The organism is Archangium sp. Cb G35, from assembly GCF_001896145.1.
Lineage (GTDB): Bacteria > Myxococcota > Myxococcia > Myxococcales > Myxococcaceae > Archangium > Archangium violaceum.
The window spans coordinates 733,411-750,811 of the sequence record NZ_MPOI01000001.1 but is presented as its reverse complement, the minus strand read 5'-3'; the positions used below and the strand labels follow the sequence as shown (position 1 = coordinate 750,811).

The 17,401-nt window shown below is 69.4% G+C and carries 13 protein-coding genes; 4 read left to right on the top strand and 9 right to left on the bottom strand.

The features are described 5' to 3' along the window. The first annotated feature begins 99 nt into the window (after positions 1–99). Complete coding sequence (locus BO221_RS03095; protein ID WP_083680695.1) at positions 100–1,278, top strand: ISAs1 family transposase; 1,179 nt, start codon at positions 100–102, stop codon at positions 1,276–1,278. A 108-nt stretch (positions 1,279–1,386) separates the two neighbouring features. Here the strand turns inward: BO221_RS03095 and BO221_RS03090 are convergent, their stop codons facing one another. The 8 genes from BO221_RS03090 to fabI all read right to left on the bottom strand — a co-directional run bounded on the left by BO221_RS03090 (position 1,387) and on the right by fabI (position 10,302). Then, on the bottom strand, positions 1,387–2,985 hold the full coding sequence (locus BO221_RS03090; RefSeq protein WP_073558798.1) for a methyl-accepting chemotaxis protein: 1,599 nt from the start codon (positions 2,983–2,985) through the stop codon (positions 1,387–1,389). Between the two features lie 58 nt (positions 2,986–3,043). Further along, the gene (locus tag BO221_RS03085) at positions 3,044–4,111 is read right to left on the bottom strand and encodes a chemotaxis protein CheB (protein WP_073558797.1); all 1,068 of its coding nucleotides are present in this window, start codon (positions 4,109–4,111) and stop codon (positions 3,044–3,046) included. Further along, entirely contained in the window at positions 4,108–6,294 is a 2,187-nt protein-coding gene (locus BO221_RS03080; RefSeq protein WP_073558796.1) for a hybrid sensor histidine kinase/response regulator, read from the bottom strand. The genes BO221_RS03085 and BO221_RS03080 overlap by 4 nt, the downstream gene beginning before the upstream one ends. Next, the gene (locus tag BO221_RS03075) at positions 6,284–6,838 is read right to left on the bottom strand and encodes a chemotaxis protein CheW (protein ID WP_073558795.1); all 555 of its coding nucleotides are present in this window, start codon (positions 6,836–6,838) and stop codon (positions 6,284–6,286) included. Before BO221_RS03075 ends, BO221_RS03080 begins: the two co-directional genes overlap by 11 nt. Further along, complete coding sequence (locus tag BO221_RS03070) at positions 6,835–8,070, bottom strand: protein-glutamate O-methyltransferase CheR (RefSeq protein WP_073558794.1); 1,236 nt, start codon at positions 8,068–8,070, stop codon at positions 6,835–6,837. Before BO221_RS03070 ends, BO221_RS03075 begins: the two co-directional genes overlap by 4 nt. After that, a complete protein-coding gene (locus BO221_RS03065; RefSeq protein ID WP_073558793.1) occupies positions 8,067–8,933 on the bottom strand; it encodes a response regulator in 867 nt (288 codons plus the stop codon). Before BO221_RS03065 ends, BO221_RS03070 begins: the two co-directional genes overlap by 4 nt. Positions 8,934–8,943: 10 nt before the next feature. Further along, complete coding sequence (locus tag BO221_RS03060) at positions 8,944–9,321, bottom strand: response regulator (protein WP_043405934.1); 378 nt, start codon at positions 9,319–9,321, stop codon at positions 8,944–8,946. 147 nt (positions 9,322–9,468) lie between these two features. Next, positions 9,469–10,302: an enoyl-ACP reductase FabI gene (gene fabI, locus BO221_RS03055; RefSeq protein WP_073558792.1), complete on the bottom strand. Its 834-nt coding sequence runs from the start codon at positions 10,300–10,302 to the stop codon at positions 9,469–9,471. Between the two features lie 251 nt (positions 10,303–10,553). On the opposite strand from fabI, the gene BO221_RS03050 reads away from it, so the two are divergent. The 3 genes from BO221_RS03050 to BO221_RS03040 all read left to right on the top strand — a co-directional run bounded on the left by BO221_RS03050 (position 10,554) and on the right by BO221_RS03040 (position 14,999). After that, entirely contained in the window at positions 10,554–13,454 is a 2,901-nt protein-coding gene (locus BO221_RS03050; RefSeq protein ID WP_073558791.1) for a 2-oxoglutarate dehydrogenase E1 component, read from the top strand. Next, the gene (odhB, locus tag BO221_RS03045) at positions 13,444–14,649 is read left to right on the top strand and encodes a 2-oxoglutarate dehydrogenase complex dihydrolipoyllysine-residue succinyltransferase (RefSeq protein ID WP_073558790.1); all 1,206 of its coding nucleotides are present in this window, start codon (positions 13,444–13,446) and stop codon (positions 14,647–14,649) included. The genes BO221_RS03050 and odhB overlap by 11 nt, the downstream gene beginning before the upstream one ends. Before the next feature lie 146 nt (positions 14,650–14,795). Beyond that, positions 14,796–14,999 (top strand): cold-shock protein, encoded by a 204-nt coding sequence (locus tag BO221_RS03040; protein ID WP_073558789.1) that lies wholly within the window; start codon positions 14,796–14,798, stop codon positions 14,997–14,999. 98 nt (positions 15,000–15,097) lie between these two features. On the opposite strand, the gene BO221_RS03035 is transcribed toward BO221_RS03040, so the two are convergent. Continuing rightward, positions 15,098–17,311: a S9 family peptidase gene (locus BO221_RS03035; RefSeq protein ID WP_073558788.1), complete on the bottom strand. Its 2,214-nt coding sequence runs from the start codon at positions 17,309–17,311 to the stop codon at positions 15,098–15,100. Positions 17,312–17,401 lie beyond the last annotated feature (90 nt).

Sequence of the window (17,401 nt, the reverse complement as noted above, 5' to 3'; positions counted from 1 at the left end):
CCAAAGGGCAGGGGAAAAGCATCTAAAGCGCAAGGAAATCAGTGACTTGGCAGGTGGACCACCTGCCAGGTCAGACTGGCTCCATAGGGTGGCTCCCGTATGGGGGCGGCAATGGGGCAGGGCGAGGGAGAGGGCGGGCAGGTTGTTGAGCTGATTCTCAAGCACTTCGGCACGCTGAGGGACCCGCGTGTGGAGCGCACCAGACGGCATGCACTGCTCAACGTGCTGGTGATAGCGCTGTGTGGAGTGATAGCCGGGGCAGACGGGTGGAAGCAGCTGGCGCTGTTCGCCAGGACGAGAGCCGGATGGTTCGCCACCTTCCTGGAAATTCCGCATGGAGTGCCCAGCGCGGACACATTTCGCCGGGTGTTTTGCGCACTCAGGCCCCAGGCCTTCGAGGCGTGCTTCCGCAGCTGGGTGCAGGCCATGGCCGAGACACTGCGCCAGGAGGTAGTGGCGGTGGACGGCAAGAGTGTGCGAGGGGCATTGGGCAAGGCGCTGACGGGCTCGCCGCTGCACCTGGTGCACGTGTGGGCCACGCAGCAGCGGTTGCTGCTGGCGCAAGCCGCAGTACAAGGGGCGCCCGGGGAGGTGAAGGCCATACCCGAGTTGCTGGCGCTGCTGGACTTGAAGGGGGCGGTGGTAACGGTGGACGCCAACGGGTGCACGGCCCAGGTGGCCCAGGCCGTGGTGCGGGCCGAGGCGGACTACGTGCTGTGTCTCAAGGGCAACCGCGGGCCGCTGCACGCGTATGTGCAGGACTTGTTCGCCCCAGTGCGTGAGGGCCAGGCTCGTGCCCGGGTGGACTCCCACTCTCGCACCGAGGAAGAGGGGCATGGCCGCCACGAGGTGCGCACTGCCTGGGCCATTGCCCTCCAACTCGAGGCCTGCCCTGCCTCAGCCTCCAAATGGCCCAAGCTCAAGACGGCCGTCATGCTGCGGCGTGAGCGCACCCAGGGGGGCAAGACGCAGGTGCAGTGGCACTACTACCTCACCAGTCTGCCACCCAAGGCGCGCAAGCTCGCCCGAATCATCCGTACTCACTGGGGCGTGGAGAATGGCCTGCACTGGAGCCTGGACGTGTGCTTGGGCGAGGACTCGCGCCGCATCCGCGACCACAACGGTGCTCAGAACTTCGCGCTGCTCAGCCGCATGGCTCTGACCGCGCTGCGGCGCGAGTCGACGGAAAAACCGGGCGTGCCCAGCCGACGCAAGCTCGCCGGCTGGGACAACGATTATCTGCTACGCGTCTTGATGGCCGTATTTACTGGCCTTTAGATGCGTTCGCCCTGCCCAAAGGGAGAGGGAGCCGGGAAACGACAAGGGCCAGGTCGGAGGGTCTCCCCCTCCCCTGGCCCTTGGCCTTTTCAACCCACCCGGGCGGGACTACTGAACCCGGTAGGTCTTCACCGCGCTGCTGAGCTGGTCGGCGATGATCTGCAGGGTGGTGGCGGCCTCACCGGTGGCGCCGATACGCGACACGGTCTCGTCCATCATCTTGGACAGGTCGCTCACGGCGGTGGTGATCTGGTTGATGCCCACGTTCTGCTGACCCACGGCGGCGGCGATCTGCCGGACGGCGGCGGCGTTGTCCTGGATGATGGAGGACAGCTCGCGCAGGTTCTTGCCGTAGGTGCGCACCTGCTCGAGGCCCGCCTCCATGCGCTGCGAGCCGCGCTCGGTGATGCGCACGGCCATGGCCACCGAGTTGCCGATATCGTCCAGCAGCTCGCGCACGCGGTCCGTGGACTCGATGGACTGGTCGGCCAGGGCGCGGATTTCGCGGGCCACCACGCCGAAGCCCTTGCCGTGCTCGCCGGAGCGGACGGCCTCGATGGCGGCGTTGAGCGCCAGCATGTTGGACTGGTCGGCCAGGTCCTTCACCGTCTGGGTGATGCTGCCGATCTGCACCGTGCGCTCGCCCAGCTCCAGAATCTTCTGGGCGATCTCCTGCACCTGGGTGCGGATGTCGTTGAGGCCCACGAGCGTCTGCTCCAGGGCGGCCTCGCCCGCGCGGCTCAGCTCGTCGGCGCGCTCGGCCACGGAGAGCACCGAGTCGGCCTTCTGGGCGGCCAGGAGACTCGTCTGGCGGATTTCCTGGGCGGTGACCTGCGTCTCCTGGAGGGCGGAGGCCTGACGGGAGACCGTCTGCGACTGCTCGGAGGCGGAGGTGTTGAGCTGCTCGGTGGAGGCCTTGAGGGCCTCGGCGGCCTGCTGGAGGTTCTGCGTCACCGTGCGCAGGCGGTCCACCATCTGCGCGAAGGAGCGGGCGAGCACGCCCACCTCGCTCGAGGCGGCCACCGGGATGGGCCGGGTGAGGTCCCCGGACTCGACGATGTGGGAGGCCACATCGGCCAGCTCACGCAGCGGGGCCACGATGGAGCGGCTCAGCATGGACACCGCCGCGATGCCACCCAGGACGATGAGCAGGCCCAGCCCCATCATGGTGAACCACAGCCGGCCCACCTGCTTGCCGACGTTGTCGTGCTTCATGCCCACGTGCACCACGCCGCGCATGCCGCCGGCCAGCGGGGCGGCCACGTCGGCGATGGCCACGGTCCTGCCGTCGATGGGCACCTCCACCAGCTCCTTCACCTTCACGCGCTGGCCGTTGGTGAGCTCGCCGAGCTGCAGGCTGTTGGCGCCCAGCAGCGTCTGGGGGAACTCGCTGGAGAAGGTGCTGGCCAGGACGTTGTTGGCGCTGTCCACCACGTAGAGGTAGCCCACGCCCTCGACATCACGGAACGTGTCCAGCAGGGGCTGCAGCGAGGTGGCGCCGTCGGCCGACGCCCGCTCGGCGGCGGCGGACAGGCCGATGGCGATCGCCTTGCCCTCGCTGACGGTGCTGTCCACGAGGTTGCCGCGCAGCCGGGTGGCGGCGACCACGGTGAGCAGGATGGCGATGGCGGCACCGACCCCCGCTGTGATGAAGACGATCTTGGGGCCAATGCCGAGCGATTTATTGGAGGTGGCGTGGGGGCTCACGGAAGCTCCTCAGCGGAGAAGGACGGGGCCGGACGGAGGGACCGGCACGAATAGGGACTCAAGCCACACCTTCCGGACCGGAAGGGCGGCTGTTGGGCATGGGGCTGCGGCGGCAGCTCATGCGGATGATGTCGGGAATGGCGGACAGGGGCACGCCCCGGTCCGTCGCCCTCAGCTCGATGGCCACCCGGGGCATGCCGAAAACGACCGACGAGGTCTCGTCCTGGGCGAACGTGACGCCGCCGACCTTCTTGATGTCCAGCAGGCCGCGCGCCCCGTCCTCGCCCATGCCGGTGAGGACACCACCGCCCGCGCGGCTGCCATAGGTGCGCGCCAGCGAGGACAGCAGCAGGTCTCCCGAGGGGCACGGTCCGCCGCGCGTGCGCGTCAGCCGCACCACTCCGTTGCCCTCCACCGTCAGGTCGTGCCCGTCGAGCGGGAAGTACACCCGGCCCGGCTCCAGCCGCTCCCCCTCCTTGCCGATGACGACCTTGAGGGACGTCACCTGGGAGAGCCAGCGCACCATGCCGGGGGTGAAGCCCTCGGTGATGTGCTGGGCGATGACGATGGGCACGGGAAGATCCGCCGGCAGGCGCGAGAGCACCTCCGACAGCGCGGGAGGACCACCGGTGGAAGCCGCCAGGCCGAAGATGTCCACGCGCGCCCCGGTGACGGGAGGCGGAGGCGAGGGCGGGCGCAGGCGCCGGGAGATGACCGGCACCTCCGCCATGAGGCACACCGACTCGGCCAGCTGCCGGCCCCAGCGGCGCAGCTCCTCGCCACTGGTGACGGCCGGCTTGCCGATGAGCTCCAGCGCGCCCGCGCTCATCGCCTGGAAGCACACGTCCAGGTTGCGCTGGTCCGCCACGGCGCTCACCACCAGGATGCGCGCCGGCGCCTCGGCCATGATGGCCGCGATGGCCGCCGGTCCATCCAGGTCCGGCATCAACAGGTCCATGGTGATGACGTCCGGGCGCAGCAGCCGCGCCAGCGTCACCGCCCGGCTTCCCGTATTGGCCCGCCCCACCACCTCGATGCGCGGATCGTCCGTCAGCAGCGCGCTGACGGCGTCGGCCATCGTGGGAGAATCATCCACTACCAATACGCGAATGGGCTCCTTGCTCATGCGCGTGCCCCCCTGCGGCTCATCACGTCCAGCACCTCTGTCAACAGGCGGCCCGCGGCGCACTCACGCTTGCTGAGATAGCCATCCGCGCCCGCCGCCAGCCCGCGCGAACGTGCGGCCCCGCTGTCGTTGGCGGAGACGAGGATGACGGGAATCTCCTTGGTGTCCGGCTGCGAGCGCAGCTTGGCGATCACCTCGGTCCCGTTCATCTCCTCCATCTCGAGATCGCAAATGATCACGTCGTAGGTCTCCGTCTGCAGCCGCTCCATGGCGCGGGCGCCGCTGGCGGCCAGGTGCACGGTGAAACCACCGGCCTCCAGCATGGCCCGGTGCAGGGCGCGTGCGGTGAGCGAGTCGTCCACCACGAGGGCCCGGCGGCTCTGCGGCATGGACACCGTCTGCGGGGTGGAATCGGTCACCACCCAGCCGGGGCGCAGGATGAGCAGCAGCTCGCCGCGGCTGAGGATGGCCGCGCCCTGGTAGGCGGGCACATCGCGCACCTCGGCGGGCAGCGGGCGGATGACGAGGTCGCGGTCACCCACCACCGCGTCCACCGCGAGCGCCATGCGCTTGCCGCCGCTCTGGACGATGATGAGCGGCTGGCCCTCGGACGGGGGCGCCGAGGCGCGCAGGCCCATGCGGGCGCCCAGGTCCATCACCGGCACCAGCTGGCCGTTGTAGTCCAGCTGCGTCTTCATGCGGCCGATGCGCAGGTTCTCCGGGCTGGCCAGCTGGGTGGACTCCACCGCCAGCATGGGCAGGCCCACCTGCGAGTCGATGGTCCGCACCGTGAGCACCGGCGAGCTGCCCAGCTCCATGGGCAGGGTGAGCATGAAGCGCGTGCCGGAGCCCTTGGTGCTCACCACCTCGATGCGGCCCTGCATGGCCTCCACCGCGGAGCGCACCGCGTCCAGGCCCACGCCGCGGCCCGAGGTGTCGGTGACGTCCACGCGGGTGCTGAAACCCGGGCGGAAGATGAGGTCGCGGATCTGCGCCTCGTGCATCCGCGCGCCTTCCTCCGCGGTGATGAGCCCCTTGCGCTCGGCCGACGCGCGCACGTGCAGCACGTCGATGCCGCGCCCGTCGTCGCTCAGCTCCAGCACGAGGATGTTGCCCTGCTGCTCCACGCGCAGGGTGAGGGCGCCCTCGTGGTGCTTGCCCACGCGCTCGCGCTCGTCCGGCATCTCGATGCCGTGGTCCACCGCGTTGCGCAGCAGGTGCACCATGGCGCCCTTGAGCTTCTCCAGCAGCCGGCGGTCCAGCGACACCTCGGCGCCCACCACCGAGAGCCGGGCCTGCTTGCCCAGCTGGCGCGACAGGTCGCGCACCATGCGCTGCAGCGGCTCGAGGATGGTGCGCACCGGACGCGTGGTGATGGACTTGAGGCCCTCCTCCAGGCTGTCCACGATGTCCGTGGCCTCGTGGCCGTCCGAGCGCACGCCGGCCGTCACGGCCGAGAGCATCGCGCGGGCGCGGGCCGTGGGCGCCAGCAGCTCGCGCGCCGACAGCAGATCCACCGCCTTGGAGATGTCGCGCAGACGATCCTCCAGGCGCATGCGGAACTCACGCAGCCGCTCCACCTCGCGCATCAGCGCCGTCACCTGGTGCGAGGCCACGCGCCAGCTGGCGTCCACCGCCGAGTCGTCGTCCGCCGCGGACAGGGCGGCGGCCGGCTGGGACGGAGCGGCCTGCACCGGAGCGGGCATGGCGGGCGCGGCATGGGCCGGAGCGGCGGCGGCCATGGCCATCATCGCCATGGCCTCGTCGGCATCCTCCGGGGGCGGCGCGTCCGACACGAGCTGCGCCAGGGCCGCCGTGGGATCCGGCAGCGCGTCCCCACGGCCTTCCGCGTGGGCCTGCGCACGGAGCAGGAACAGATCCAACCCGTGCAGCAGCATGTCCACCATCGGCCGCGGCATGGGCTTGATGTCCTTGCGCAGCGGCGCGAGGGCATCCTCCAGCTTGTGGGCGATGGCGCTCAGGTCCTGCAGTCCGAGGCTGGCGGCACTGCCCTTGAGGGTGTGCAGGTGCCGCGCCAGGCGCGTGTACACCTTGGCCAGCGCCTCGTTGTCGATGCCCTCCCGCTCCAGATCGAGCAGGTCCAGGGTGACCTTCTGACAGACTTCCTGCGCCTCGGTGGAGAAGCCCGCCACCAGGCTCTGCAGCATGGGATCAACTGCCATTGCGAGCCCCCCCGCTGCCGGTGCCACGCGCGAAGAGGCGCGGCAGGTCGATGAGGTGGATGATCTGTCGGTTGCTGGCCAAGAGGACCTCGGTCACGGGACCTTCGGAGTGCGTGCGCGCCGCCTCCACCGCGGCGGTGGGCATGCTGAGGGGGCGCGGAATGGCCTCGCAGTCCAGGGCGCACAGCTCGCCGTCACCGCGATCCACCACGAGAAGCACGGCCGGGTCCTGCCGCCAACCATGGCCGCCCAGCATCGCGGCGAGGCTGAGCGCGGCGAGCACCGAGCCCTGGTAGCGCAGCACGCCGATGACGTGCGGCGAGGACAGGGGCACCGGCGTCACCAGGCGCAGCGGCAGGGCCGCGCGCAGCGACTCCAGGGGAATGGCGTAGCGCTCCTCGCCCAGGGGGAACTCGGCCACCATGAGCACGGTCTCGTCGGCGTTGCCATCGGCGCGGCCGCGCAGGCGCGAGGCACGCTCGTCCAGCAGCGTGCGGACCTCTCCGTCCTGGACCTCCTCGGGGCCTCGGTTGCTGGTTGTCATTCGATGGCTCCCAACGTGAGGAAGGCGTCAGCGGACGCCCTGTAGAAGCGGGCCGGAAGAGGCTCGGGCCCCTCGATGATCAGATCCGGCGGAAGCCGGGCGGCGTTGTCGCGCACGGTGTGCATGAGGGCGAAGGCAGCCTCGCGGGACCCCGCGCGCTCGCGCAGCAGGGCCAGCTCCAGCATGCCGGGAAGGTAGTCACGGAACTGTTGCAACAGTTTCTCCAGAAGGGTGGCCGCGCCGCTCTCGTCCCCGCTCTCGATGCGCTGGAGCGCCTCGGTGTGCAGACCCACGGCGGTGGGCGCGGGAGGAGGAGGCGGCGGCGGGGGCGTCGTGGCGCGCAGGGAGGCCGCGGCCCTGTAGGGCTCGGGCTCGCGGGCCACGGAAACGGGTTTGGGCGCGGGCGTCGGCGTCTGCTCCCGGGGCAGCGGGCGGCGGAAGGCCTGCAGCTCCGGAGCACCCACGCGCACCAGCCCCGCGGGCGGATGATCCACCTCCACGGTGCCCAGCAGCAGGAAGCCACCCGGGACGAGCGCCTTGGCCAGGTGGCCCAGGGCCACCTGCACCGCGTCCTGGGAGAAGTACGTCAGCACGTTGCGGCAGAAGATGACGTCGAAGAGGCCGTACATCTCGTGCAGCGGCTCCAGGAGGTTGCCCTGGACGAAGCGGACCACGGCGCGCACCGGGTCGAGGATGCTCACCCGGCCCTCGCCGACCTCCTGGTAGAGGGGATGGAGCAGCGGCCCGGCCTCGCGGCGGGACCAGTTGCCGTACACGCCCCGGCGCGCCGCTTCCAGGCGGCCCTCGTGCAGGTCGGAGCCGAGCACCTCCACGCGCACGCCCGGCGGCGCCATGTTCAACAAGCACGCGGCGATGGAGTACGTCTCCTCGCCCGAGGCGCACCCGGCGCTCCACCCGCGCAGGGTGAGATTGCCGCGGGCCAACGCCGCGGGCACCGCCTCGTAGGCCAGGAAGCGGAACTGCTCCGGGTGGCGGAAGAAGTAGGTCTCCCCCACCAGCACGGCATCGAGCAGCGCCCGCGCCAGCGGCGCACCAGGACGCTGCAACTCCGCCAGCAGCTCCGACGGAGAGCGTCCCCGCGCCAGCTCCGCGCGCACCACACGGTCCACCGCCGTGGGCGAGATGGCCGTGTCACGGAAACCCGTGCACGACGCGACGACCTCTCGCGCCCGCGCGAGTACCTGCTGAGACTCCACCACCCCCGAGCTCATGCGCTGCGCTCCACCCCCGCCGGCCGCAGCACTCCCACGGCCTCGCGCAACAACTCCTGGGTGGCGAAGGCCTTCGGATCGAAGATGGGCACCGGGCGATCACCCGCCCGCAGCATGCCCACCAGCGTATCGCGCAGCTGACCATGCTCGGAGCCGCCCACGCGCTCGCGCCGATCGATGTCCGAGGACTGGTACTCCTCGGGGTCCTGCACCGAGTCCACGCTCAGCGCCAGCAGCACGCCGTCGATCTCGAGGATGACCAGCTTGCGCTCCTCGATCGCCTCCCGGTGCTGCACCTCCAGCCGGCGTGCCAGGTCCAGCACGCACACGGGCTGGCCACGCAGCTCGAAGAACTCGGAGATGTAGCCCGGCCCCATCGGCAACGGGCGCGTGGAGGGCTGGAGGATGACCTGGCGCACGCAGTCCAGGGGGATGGCGAACTCCAGGCCCCCCACCGTCAGCCGCAACAGGGCCAGGGAGCCCTGCCGGGCCCGGCGCCGTGCGTTGGCCAGCGCGTTCTCCACCGCGCTCAGCAGCTCGTCCGCCCGGAAGGGCTTGGCCAGGAACAGCTCCGCGCCCAGCGACAGGCACGCCTCGGCGCGCGCCACCTCCGAGGAAATGATGATGACGGGGATGGGCTCGGTGGTGGGATCCGCCTTGAGCCGCTTGAGCACCTCGTCGCCGTCCATCTCCGGCATGGAGAGGTCCAGCAGGATGGCGGCGGGCTGCACACGGGCCACCTTCTCGAGCGCCTCCTTGCCATTGCTCGCCGTGTTCAGCGCGTAATGGCCCGAGAGGATCGCGCGCTCGAGCGCGAGGATGGCATCACTGTCATCAACGAGGAGCAGGGACGGAAGGCTCACGGCTCGGCTCTCAATTCTGCGCGAGGAACTTGCGAACGGTCTCTGTCAGATCGTGATGCGAGACCGGCTTGTTGATGAAGGCATTGGCACCGGCTTCGACGCCCCGCTGACGCAGGTCGCCGCCCCGCTCACCCGTCAGCAGGATGACCGGAACGTCGCGCACCTGAGCCAAGGGGCTCTGGCGCACCTGCTTGACGAAGGTGATGCCGTCCATACCAGGCATGTTGATGTCCGCGATGACCAGCTTCACCGGCACCAGCCGGAGCAGCTGCAATGCCCGCGTCGCATCCTCTGCCTCGACGAACCCCATCTTCAGGTTCATGAGATAGATCTTGAGGATGTTGCGTACGGTCGGGCTGTCATCCACGAGGAGGATGTTGGCGCTCAAACCCAGGCTCCTGCCGGAGGCCCGAAGATCGGGACCCGGCTGAAGGAAACGGTGAGACTGTAGCGTGACCTCGCCCTCCTGCAAAAGCGGGGGCGAGAGAATCTCGGACTTCAGAGGGACGGGCGAGCCCGTCCCGCCGTACAGCGATCAGCCAGCCGAGGGGGGAATCCCGCCCTCACCGCCCCCCTGCTCGCCCTCCTCGGGCGGCACCGGAGGGGCTCCAATGGCGTGGTAGCCACCGTCCACGTGCACCATTTCGCCCGTGGTGGAAGGCAGCCAGTCCGAGAGGAGCGCACAGGCCGTGCGAGCCACCATGTCGTGGCTGTTCCGGGCATCCCACCCCAGGGGGGCCTGAGAGCCCCAGGCCTTCTCCAGGGTCTTGAAACCGGGGATGCCCTTGGCGGCCACGGTGGCCAGCGGGCCGGCGGCCAGGGAGTTGACCCGGATCTTCTTGGGGCCCAGGTCCCGGGCGAGGTAGCGCACGGTGGCCTCCAGGGCGGCCTTGCACACCCCCATCCAGTCATAGATGGGCCAGGCCACCCGGTTGTCGAAGTCCAGGGTGACGATGGAGCCGCCCTCCGTCATCAGCGGCATCACCGCCACGGACAGCTCCTTGAGGGAGAAGGCGGAGATCCGGAACGCGGTCTGGACACTCTCCCAGGGGGTGTTGAGGAAGTTGCCACCCAGCGCGTCCTCGGGGGCGTAGGCGATGGAGTGCAGCACCCCGTCCACCCGGCCCCACCGCTGGCGCAGCGCCTCGGTGAGGGCGGGGAAGTGGGCGGGGTTGGTGACGTCCAGCTCCAGCACGTCGATACCCGCCTTGAGGCGCTTCGCACTGCGCTCCGTGAGCGACTTCGCCCGGCCGAAACCGGTGAGGACGATGTCCGCCCCCTGCTCCAGCGCGTGCTCGGCCACGCCGTAGGCGAGCGACTGGGGGGTGAGCACTCCGGTGATGAGGAGCTTCTTGCCCTGCAGCAGCATGCACAGGCCTTTCTGGCTAAAGAGAAGGAAGTCCGGGGGGTTTATCACTCCCGGCGGCCCGGGTAAGCCAGGAAGAAGCCCGGGGGCCCCACCCTACCCGGTAGGAAACAGCGGATGAAGTTGCGCTCACGTGGCGCATGAATCCTGCTGCTCCCCCGGGACGGAAGGACTGGGAGACGGGGCACAGCTGCTCAACAAATCGTGCCGAAAACCCCCCAACGGGGCGGCCTTCCAGTAAAAGACAGCACGCCATGGCGAATTTCCAGGACTCGTACCTCTCCGGCGGAAACATCGACTTCATCGAGGGGCTCTACGCGCGCTACCTCGAGGATCCGTCCAGCGTGGACCCGAGCTGGCGCGAGTTGTTCGAGCGCAACGACGGCGCCGGCCGGCCCATCTTCAACAAGACCCTGATCGAGCCGCCCGCTCCGGTGGTCCCGGGCAAGGAAGGCAAGGAAGGCAAGGAGGGCAAGGGCGAGAAGGGAAACAAGGCCGCCGCCGCGGTGGCCCTGGCCTCGCAGACGGCCCCCACGGTCGCCTTCGAGCAGGACATGAAGCTGCAGGCCCGGGTGGACCAGGCCATCTCGGCCTTCCGCCTGCGCGGCCACCTGCGCGCCCAGTTGGATCCGCTCCGCCGGCCCCGCCCGAGCCTGGACCACGTGGCGGACGTGGGCATGGTGGACGACAAGCACTTCTCCGCCACCGAGCAGGAGCAGCTGGTGGAGAGCTTCAGCGTCTTCCCCGAGGCCCGGGTGAAGCTCAAGGAGCTGCTGGGCCGGCTGCGCCGCACGTACACCGGCGCCATCGGCGTCGAGTTCATGCAGATGCTCGACAGCGAGCGGCGGCGCTGGCTGATGAAGCGCATGGAGTTCACCGAGAACCGCACGGCCTTCTCGGTGGACGAGCAGCGCCACATCCTCACCCGGCTGTCCTACGCCGAGGGCTTCGAGAACTTCCTGCACACCAAGTTCATCGGCGCCAAGCGCTTCGCGCTGGATGGCGGTGAGGCCCTGGTGCCCATGCTGGACGCCATGCTCGAGGTGGGCGGCGGCCTGGGCCTCAAGGAGGTCGTCATCGGCATGGCCCACCGCGGCCGCCTCAACGTGCTGACGAACATCCTGGGCAAGAAGCCGGATCAGATCTTCAGCGAGTTCGAGGGCCCGCAGGACCCCAAGCAGCACATGGGCCGCGGCGACGTGAAGTACCACATGGGCTTCAGCTCGGACCACGCCACGCGCGGCGGCAAGAGCATCCACCTGTCGCTGGCCTTCAACCCCAGCCACCTGGAGGCGGTGGACCCGGTGGTGGAGGGCCGCGTGCGCGCCAAGCAGGACCGCAGCGGGGACACCGAGCGCACCAAGGTGATGCCGCTGCTCATCCACGGCGACGCGGCCTTCATCGGCCAGGGCGTGATAGCCGAGACGCTCAACATGGCGGGGCTCGAGGGCTACAAGACGGGCGGCACCCTGCACGTCGTCATCAACAACCAGGTGGGCTTCACCACCGACCCGTCCGACTCGCGCAGCTCCATCTACTCCACGGCCCTGGCGCAGATGCTGGACGTGCCCGTCTTCCACGTGAACGGCGACGACCCCGAGGCGTGCGTCCACGTGGCCCGGCTGGCGGCCGAGTACCGACAGACATTCAAGAGCGACGTCGTCATCGACCTCGTCTGCTACCGCCGCTACGGCCACAACGAGGGCGATGACCCCTCGTTCACCCAGCCGGCGATGTACGAGATCATCCGCAAGCACCCGACCGTGCGCACGCTCTACGCGCAGCAGCTGGCGCAGCAGGCGCGCATCTCCGCGGAGGACTCCGAGGCCATCAAGCAGCACTGCATGCAGGAGTTCGACGCGGCGCTGCTCCGTGCCCGCGCGGAGAGCCAGTTCAAGGAGCCCAACGCGCTGGAAGGCCTGTGGCAGCCGTACAAGGGCGGCGCGCACAAGAGCGCTCCGCCGACCACCACGGCGGTGGACAAGGAGACGCTGCGCTCGGCCCTGAAGAAGCTGGCCGAGGTGCCCGAGGGCTTCAACGTCCACCGCGACGTGGAGCGCACGGTGCTCAAGAAGCGCCAGGGCATGCTGCAGAGCGAGGAGCTGCAGTGGAGCGAGGGTGAGTCGCTCGCCTACGCCACGCTGCTCTCCGAGGGCTACGGCATCCGCATCAGCGGCCAGGACAGCGAGCGCGGCACCTTCAGCCACCGCCACGCCGTGCTGCACGACGTGAAGACGGGTGACAACTTCGTCCCCCTGCGCCAGTTCCCCACCGGCAAGGCCCGCTTCGACGTCTTCAACAGCCCCCTGTCCGAGATGGGCGTGCTGGGCTTCGAGTACGGCTACAGCCTCGACGTGCCGGACGGCCTCACCATCTGGGAGGCCCAGTTCGGTGACTTCGCCAACGGCGCGCAAATCATCATCGACCAGTTCATCGCGGCCGGTGAGAGCAAGTGGCGGCGCCTGAGCGGCCTCACCCTGCTGCTGCCCCACGGCTACGAGGGCCAGGGCCCCGAACACTCCAGCGCCCGTCTGGAGCGCTTCCTGAGCCTGAGCGCCGAGGACAACATCCAGGTGGCCTACCCCACCACGCCCGCGCAGATCTTCCACCTGCTGCGCCGCCAGGTGCTGCGCCCGCTGCGCAAGCCGCTCGTCATCATGTCGCCCAAGAGCCTGCTGCGCCGCCCCGAGGCGACGAGCAAGCTGGACGAGCTGGCCACCGGCACCTTCCAGGAAATCATCCTGGACAAGGTGAACCCGGCCGGCGTCACGCGCCTGCTCCTGTGCTCCGGCAAGGTCTACTACGACCTGGTCAAGGCCAGGGACGAGCGCAAGGACGAGTCCATCGCCATCGTCCGCGTGGAGCAGCTCTACCCCTTCCCCTTCGACGAGCTGGCAGGCCTCGTCGCGAAGATGCCGAAGCTCACCGAGCTCCTCTGGGTGCAGGAAGAGCCCCGGAACTCGGGTGGCTGGCACTTCATGTTCCCCCGTCTGCACGACCTGGCCTCCGCCCGGGGCCAGAACCCGCTGAAGGTGGGCTACATCGGGCGCGCGGAAGCCGCCAGCCCCGCCACCGGCTTCCCCCAGACGCACAACCTGGAGCAGCAGCTCATCGTCGAGGAAGCCATCCTCCGAGGAACCAAGAATGGCCGTTGAACTGAAAGTCCCGCCCCTGGGCGAGTCCATCACTGAAGCCGTCGTCGGGAAGTGGAACAAGAAGAAGGGCGAGGCGGTCTCCGCCGACGAGCCCCTCGTCGTCCTGGAGACCGACAAGGTCACCATCGACGTGCCCGCTCCCGCCACCGGCGCCATCGCCACCATCGCCTTCAACGAGGGTGACAAGGTGCGCGTGGGCGACGTGCTGGGCACCATCGAGGCCGGCGCTGGCGCCTCCGCTCCCGCGCCCCAGGCCGCCGCTCCGGCCGCCGCGCCCGCTCCCGCGGCCGCCGCCGCTTCCGCCGGTACCGACGTCCGCATGACGCCCACCGCCCGGAAGATCGTCGAGGAGAACAAGCTCGACGTGGCCCAGCTCAAGGGCAGCGGCACCGGTGGCCGCATCACCAAGGAGGACGCGCTCGGCCAGCTCAACCGCCCCGCCGAGGCTCCCGCCCAGCGCGCCCCGGCCGCCCCCTCCGGCCCGCGCCCGCGCGCCGACCGCGAGGAGCGCGTGAAGATGACGCCGCTGCGCCGCCGCGTCGCCGAGCGCCTCGTCCAGGCCCAGTCCACCGCCGCCATCCTCACCACCTTCAACGAGGTGGACATGGGCGCGGTGATGGAGCTGCGCAAGCAGCACCAGGAGAAGTTCCTCGCCCGCCACGGCGTGAAGCTCGGCTTCATGAGCTTCTTCATCCGCGCCGCCGTCGAGGCCCTCAAGGCCTTCCCCCAGGTGAACGCGGAGATCGACGGCGACGACGTCGTCTTCAAGCACTACTACGACATCGGCGTGGCCGTGAGCGGCAGCCGCGGCCTCGTCGTCCCCGTGGTGCGTGACGCCGACACCCAGTCCATGGCCGAGCTGGAGAAGAAGGTCGGCGACTACGGCACCCGCGCGCGCAACGACAAGCTCACGCTCGCCGAGCTGCAGGGTGGCACCTTCACCATCACCAACGGCGGCATCTTCGGCTCGATGCTCTCCACCCCCATCATCAACCCGCCCCAGACGGGCATCCTGGGGATGCACAACATCGTGGAGCGCCCGGTGGCCCGCAACGGCCAGGTCGTCATCCGGCCCATCATGTACCTGGCCCTCTCCTACGATCACCGCCTCATCGACGGCCGCGAGGCCGTGCAGTTCCTCGTCCGCATCAAGGACTGCATCGAGGACCCCACTCGGTTGCTGCTGGAAATTTGAAAACCCGCTAAACGGCACCAAGCAGGAAAACAGGGCAGCCGACTAGACAGGCGCTCGGCTGCCCGCCTAGCCTTCACTTGTCACCCGACGGACGGGGGACGGGAGAACGAGTCGGCCTTGGAGTCGGCTCCTGACAAGGAAGCACAATGGCAACTGGTACCGTGAAGTGGTTCAACGACGCGAAGGGCTTCGGATTCATCGTGCAGGACGGCGGCGGCGAGGACGTGTTCTGCCACCACACCGCCATCAACATGGATGGGTTCCGCACCCTCGCCGAGGGGCAGAAGGTGGAGTTCGAGCTGGCCAAGGGCCCCAAGGGCCTGCAGGCGCAGAACGTTCGCGCGGTCTGATTCCGCCCCGAGCCACTGAGTACCGATAGTGGCCTCGGAAAAAGGCCCGGTCCCCCAAGAGGAGCCGGGCCTTTCTCTTTGCGGGCTCTCCCCCGCGGCTACTTCGCCAGGTGCCGCTTGAAGTGGTTCATCACCCACTCGTGCTGGCGCTGGGTGACGAGCGGATCCGGCACCATGTGCGTGAGGCCGCTCAGGGGCAGCAGCTCATGGTGCTTGCCGGCGCGGAAGAGCGCGTCGGACAGCTTGAGCGTGTGGAAGAAGTACACGTTGTCGTCCGCGGTGCCGTGGATGAGCAGCAGCGGGGAGATGGGCTTGCTGGTGTCACGCGCGTAGGTGAGCAGCGAGCTCTTCTCGTAGGCCTCGGGGTGCTGCTGGGGCAGGCCGAGGTAACGCTCGGTGTAGTGGGTGTCGTAGTCGAGCCAGTCCACCACCGGAGCACCGGCCACGGCGGCCTTGAAGACGTCCGGACGCTTGAGGGCGGCGAGCGCGCCCATGTAGCCACCGAAGCTCCAGCCCTCGATTCCCACGCGCTGCAGGTCCACCTCGGGCACCACGGCGCCGAGCGCCTGGACGGCGGCGGCCTGGTCCTCCAACGTCACGCCGGAGAAGTCCAGGTGCACGGCGCGCTGCCACTTGGAGCCGCGCATCGGGGTGCCCCGGCCATCGAAGCGGGCGATGAGGAAGCCCTGGTCCGCCATCCACTGCGACAGCAGGTGCGCGGCCATGGACTTGTGGACGACGGTGACGGTGGGGCCGGCGTACACCTCGACGATGGTGGGCAGCTTCTGGCCGGGCTTCGCGTTGCGCGGGCGCACCAGCGAGGAGTGGAACTTCAGCGGACCCACCTCGCGGTATTCCACGACGGGGACGAAGCCGGGTTCCACGGCCACCGAGGGCAGCTCGCCCACGCGGGTGCCATCGCCCCGCACCACGTAGGTGCGCGGCATGGACGTGGGGCTCGAGTGGGTGATGACGGCCAGGTTGCCGGAGCGGGCCACGCTGCCACCCTCGACGGCCTCACCCTTGGTGCCGGGACGCACCTGCTCCGGAGCGCCGCCGTCCTTCACGCGCCACAGGTAGCTCTCCGTGGGGTTGGGGCCGCCCACGAAGTACAGGGTGCGCTCCTTCTCGATGTAGCGCGCGAGGTTGCGGAAGCCCGCCTCCGGCTTCACCAGCGAGCGCTCGAGGCTCCCGTCCGCCTTGCGCAGCTCCACCTCGGGGCCGCCGTTGCGCTCGGTGTACCAGAGGAAGCCGCTGCCATCCTCGAGCCACAGCGGGAAGGTCTGCTCCAGCTCGAGCCACGCGTCATCCTTCTCGGTGAGCAGCTCCTTCGTCTTGCCGCTGGCAGCGTCCACCGCGAGCAGCTTCTCCTCCGTCTGCGTGCGGTTCTGCACCAGCACCGTCAGGGGGCCCTTCTTCGGCCACACCACGGTGGCCAGGTACGGGTACTTCTCCGCGTCCCACTGCACCCACACCGTCTTGCCGCCCGTGACGGGAGTGATGCCCAGGCGCACCTTCGCGTTGTTCTTGCCCGGCCGCGGATAGGAGTAGTCCTCCGAGCCCTTCTCCGGGTGCATCACGTCGATGATGGAGAGCTTCTCCACCTGCGCCGTGTCCGACTCGGTGTAGGCGATGAACTTCGCGTCCGGGCTCCACCACCAGCCGGAGAAGCGGCTCATCTCCTCCTGCGCCACGAACTCGGCCAGGCCGTGCGTCTTCGCCGGAGTGCCTCCCGTGGTGACCCGGTGCTCCTTGTTGCTGGCCACCTCGAGGCGGAACACGTCGTTGTCCCGCACGTACGCCACCTGCTGGCCGTCCGCGGAGAAGCGTGGGTCGATGACGCCCGGGCCCGTCTTCAGCTCGGTGGACTTCCCGGTGGCGCGCTCGACCAGGTAGAGCTTGCCGGAGAGCGGCACGAGAATCCGCGTGCCGTCCTCGGACAGCTGGTACGAGGTGAAGCCCCTGGCGCTCACGCGCATGCGCTCGCGGCGGGCCTTCTCCTCGGGGGTGAGTGTCTCCTCGGAGCCCTTGAGGATGGCCTCGGGGGTGAGCACCTCCTTCGCCTCGCCGGTGGCCACGTCGAAGGCGAAGAGGGTCTGGATGGGCGCTCGGGGCTGACCCCGCAGGAAGAGGACGGTCTTCTCGTCGGGGGTGATGCGGGGATTGACGGGACGCCCGCTCATGAAGCGGCGCGTCTCCGAGAAGTCCCGCAGGAAGGCGTCTTGGGCGGCGGTCATGGTCTTGGCGGGGGGCTGCTGGGCAACGACGGGGGCGCTCGTCAAAAGGAGCGCTGCTGCGAGCAGGATGCGCATGCGGGGCTGGCGCCCGGGAAGCGGGCGTTCCCTCCTTTGAGGTAGGAAGCGCGCGCAGCCTACACTCCCGGCGGCGCGCGGCCCGCCAAA

Coding starts and splice junctions, on each gene's coding strand:
- BO221_RS03095 (WP_083680695.1), top strand. CDS start 100: ATGGGGGCGGCAATGGGGCAGGGCGAGGGAGAGGGCGGGCAGGTTGTT.
- BO221_RS03085 (WP_073558797.1), bottom strand. CDS start 4,111: ATGAGCAAGGAGCCCATTCGCGTATTGGTAGTGGATGATTCTCCCACG.
- BO221_RS03080 (WP_073558796.1), bottom strand. CDS start 6,294: ATGGCAGTTGATCCCATGCTGCAGAGCCTGGTGGCGGGCTTCTCCACC.
- BO221_RS03075 (WP_073558795.1), bottom strand. CDS start 6,838: ATGACAACCAGCAACCGAGGCCCCGAGGAGGTCCAGGACGGAGAGGTC.
- BO221_RS03070 (WP_073558794.1), bottom strand. CDS start 8,070: ATGAGCTCGGGGGTGGTGGAGTCTCAGCAGGTACTCGCGCGGGCGCGA.
- fabI (WP_073558792.1), bottom strand. CDS start 10,302: ATGCTGCTGCAGGGCAAGAAGCTCCTCATCACCGGAGTGCTCACCCCC.
- BO221_RS03050 (WP_073558791.1), top strand. CDS start 10,554: ATGGCGAATTTCCAGGACTCGTACCTCTCCGGCGGAAACATCGACTTC.
- odhB (WP_073558790.1), top strand. CDS start 13,444: ATGGCCGTTGAACTGAAAGTCCCGCCCCTGGGCGAGTCCATCACTGAA.
- BO221_RS03040 (WP_073558789.1), top strand. CDS start 14,796: ATGGCAACTGGTACCGTGAAGTGGTTCAACGACGCGAAGGGCTTCGGA.
- BO221_RS03035 (WP_073558788.1), bottom strand. CDS start 17,311: ATGCGCATCCTGCTCGCAGCAGCGCTCCTTTTGACGAGCGCCCCCGTC.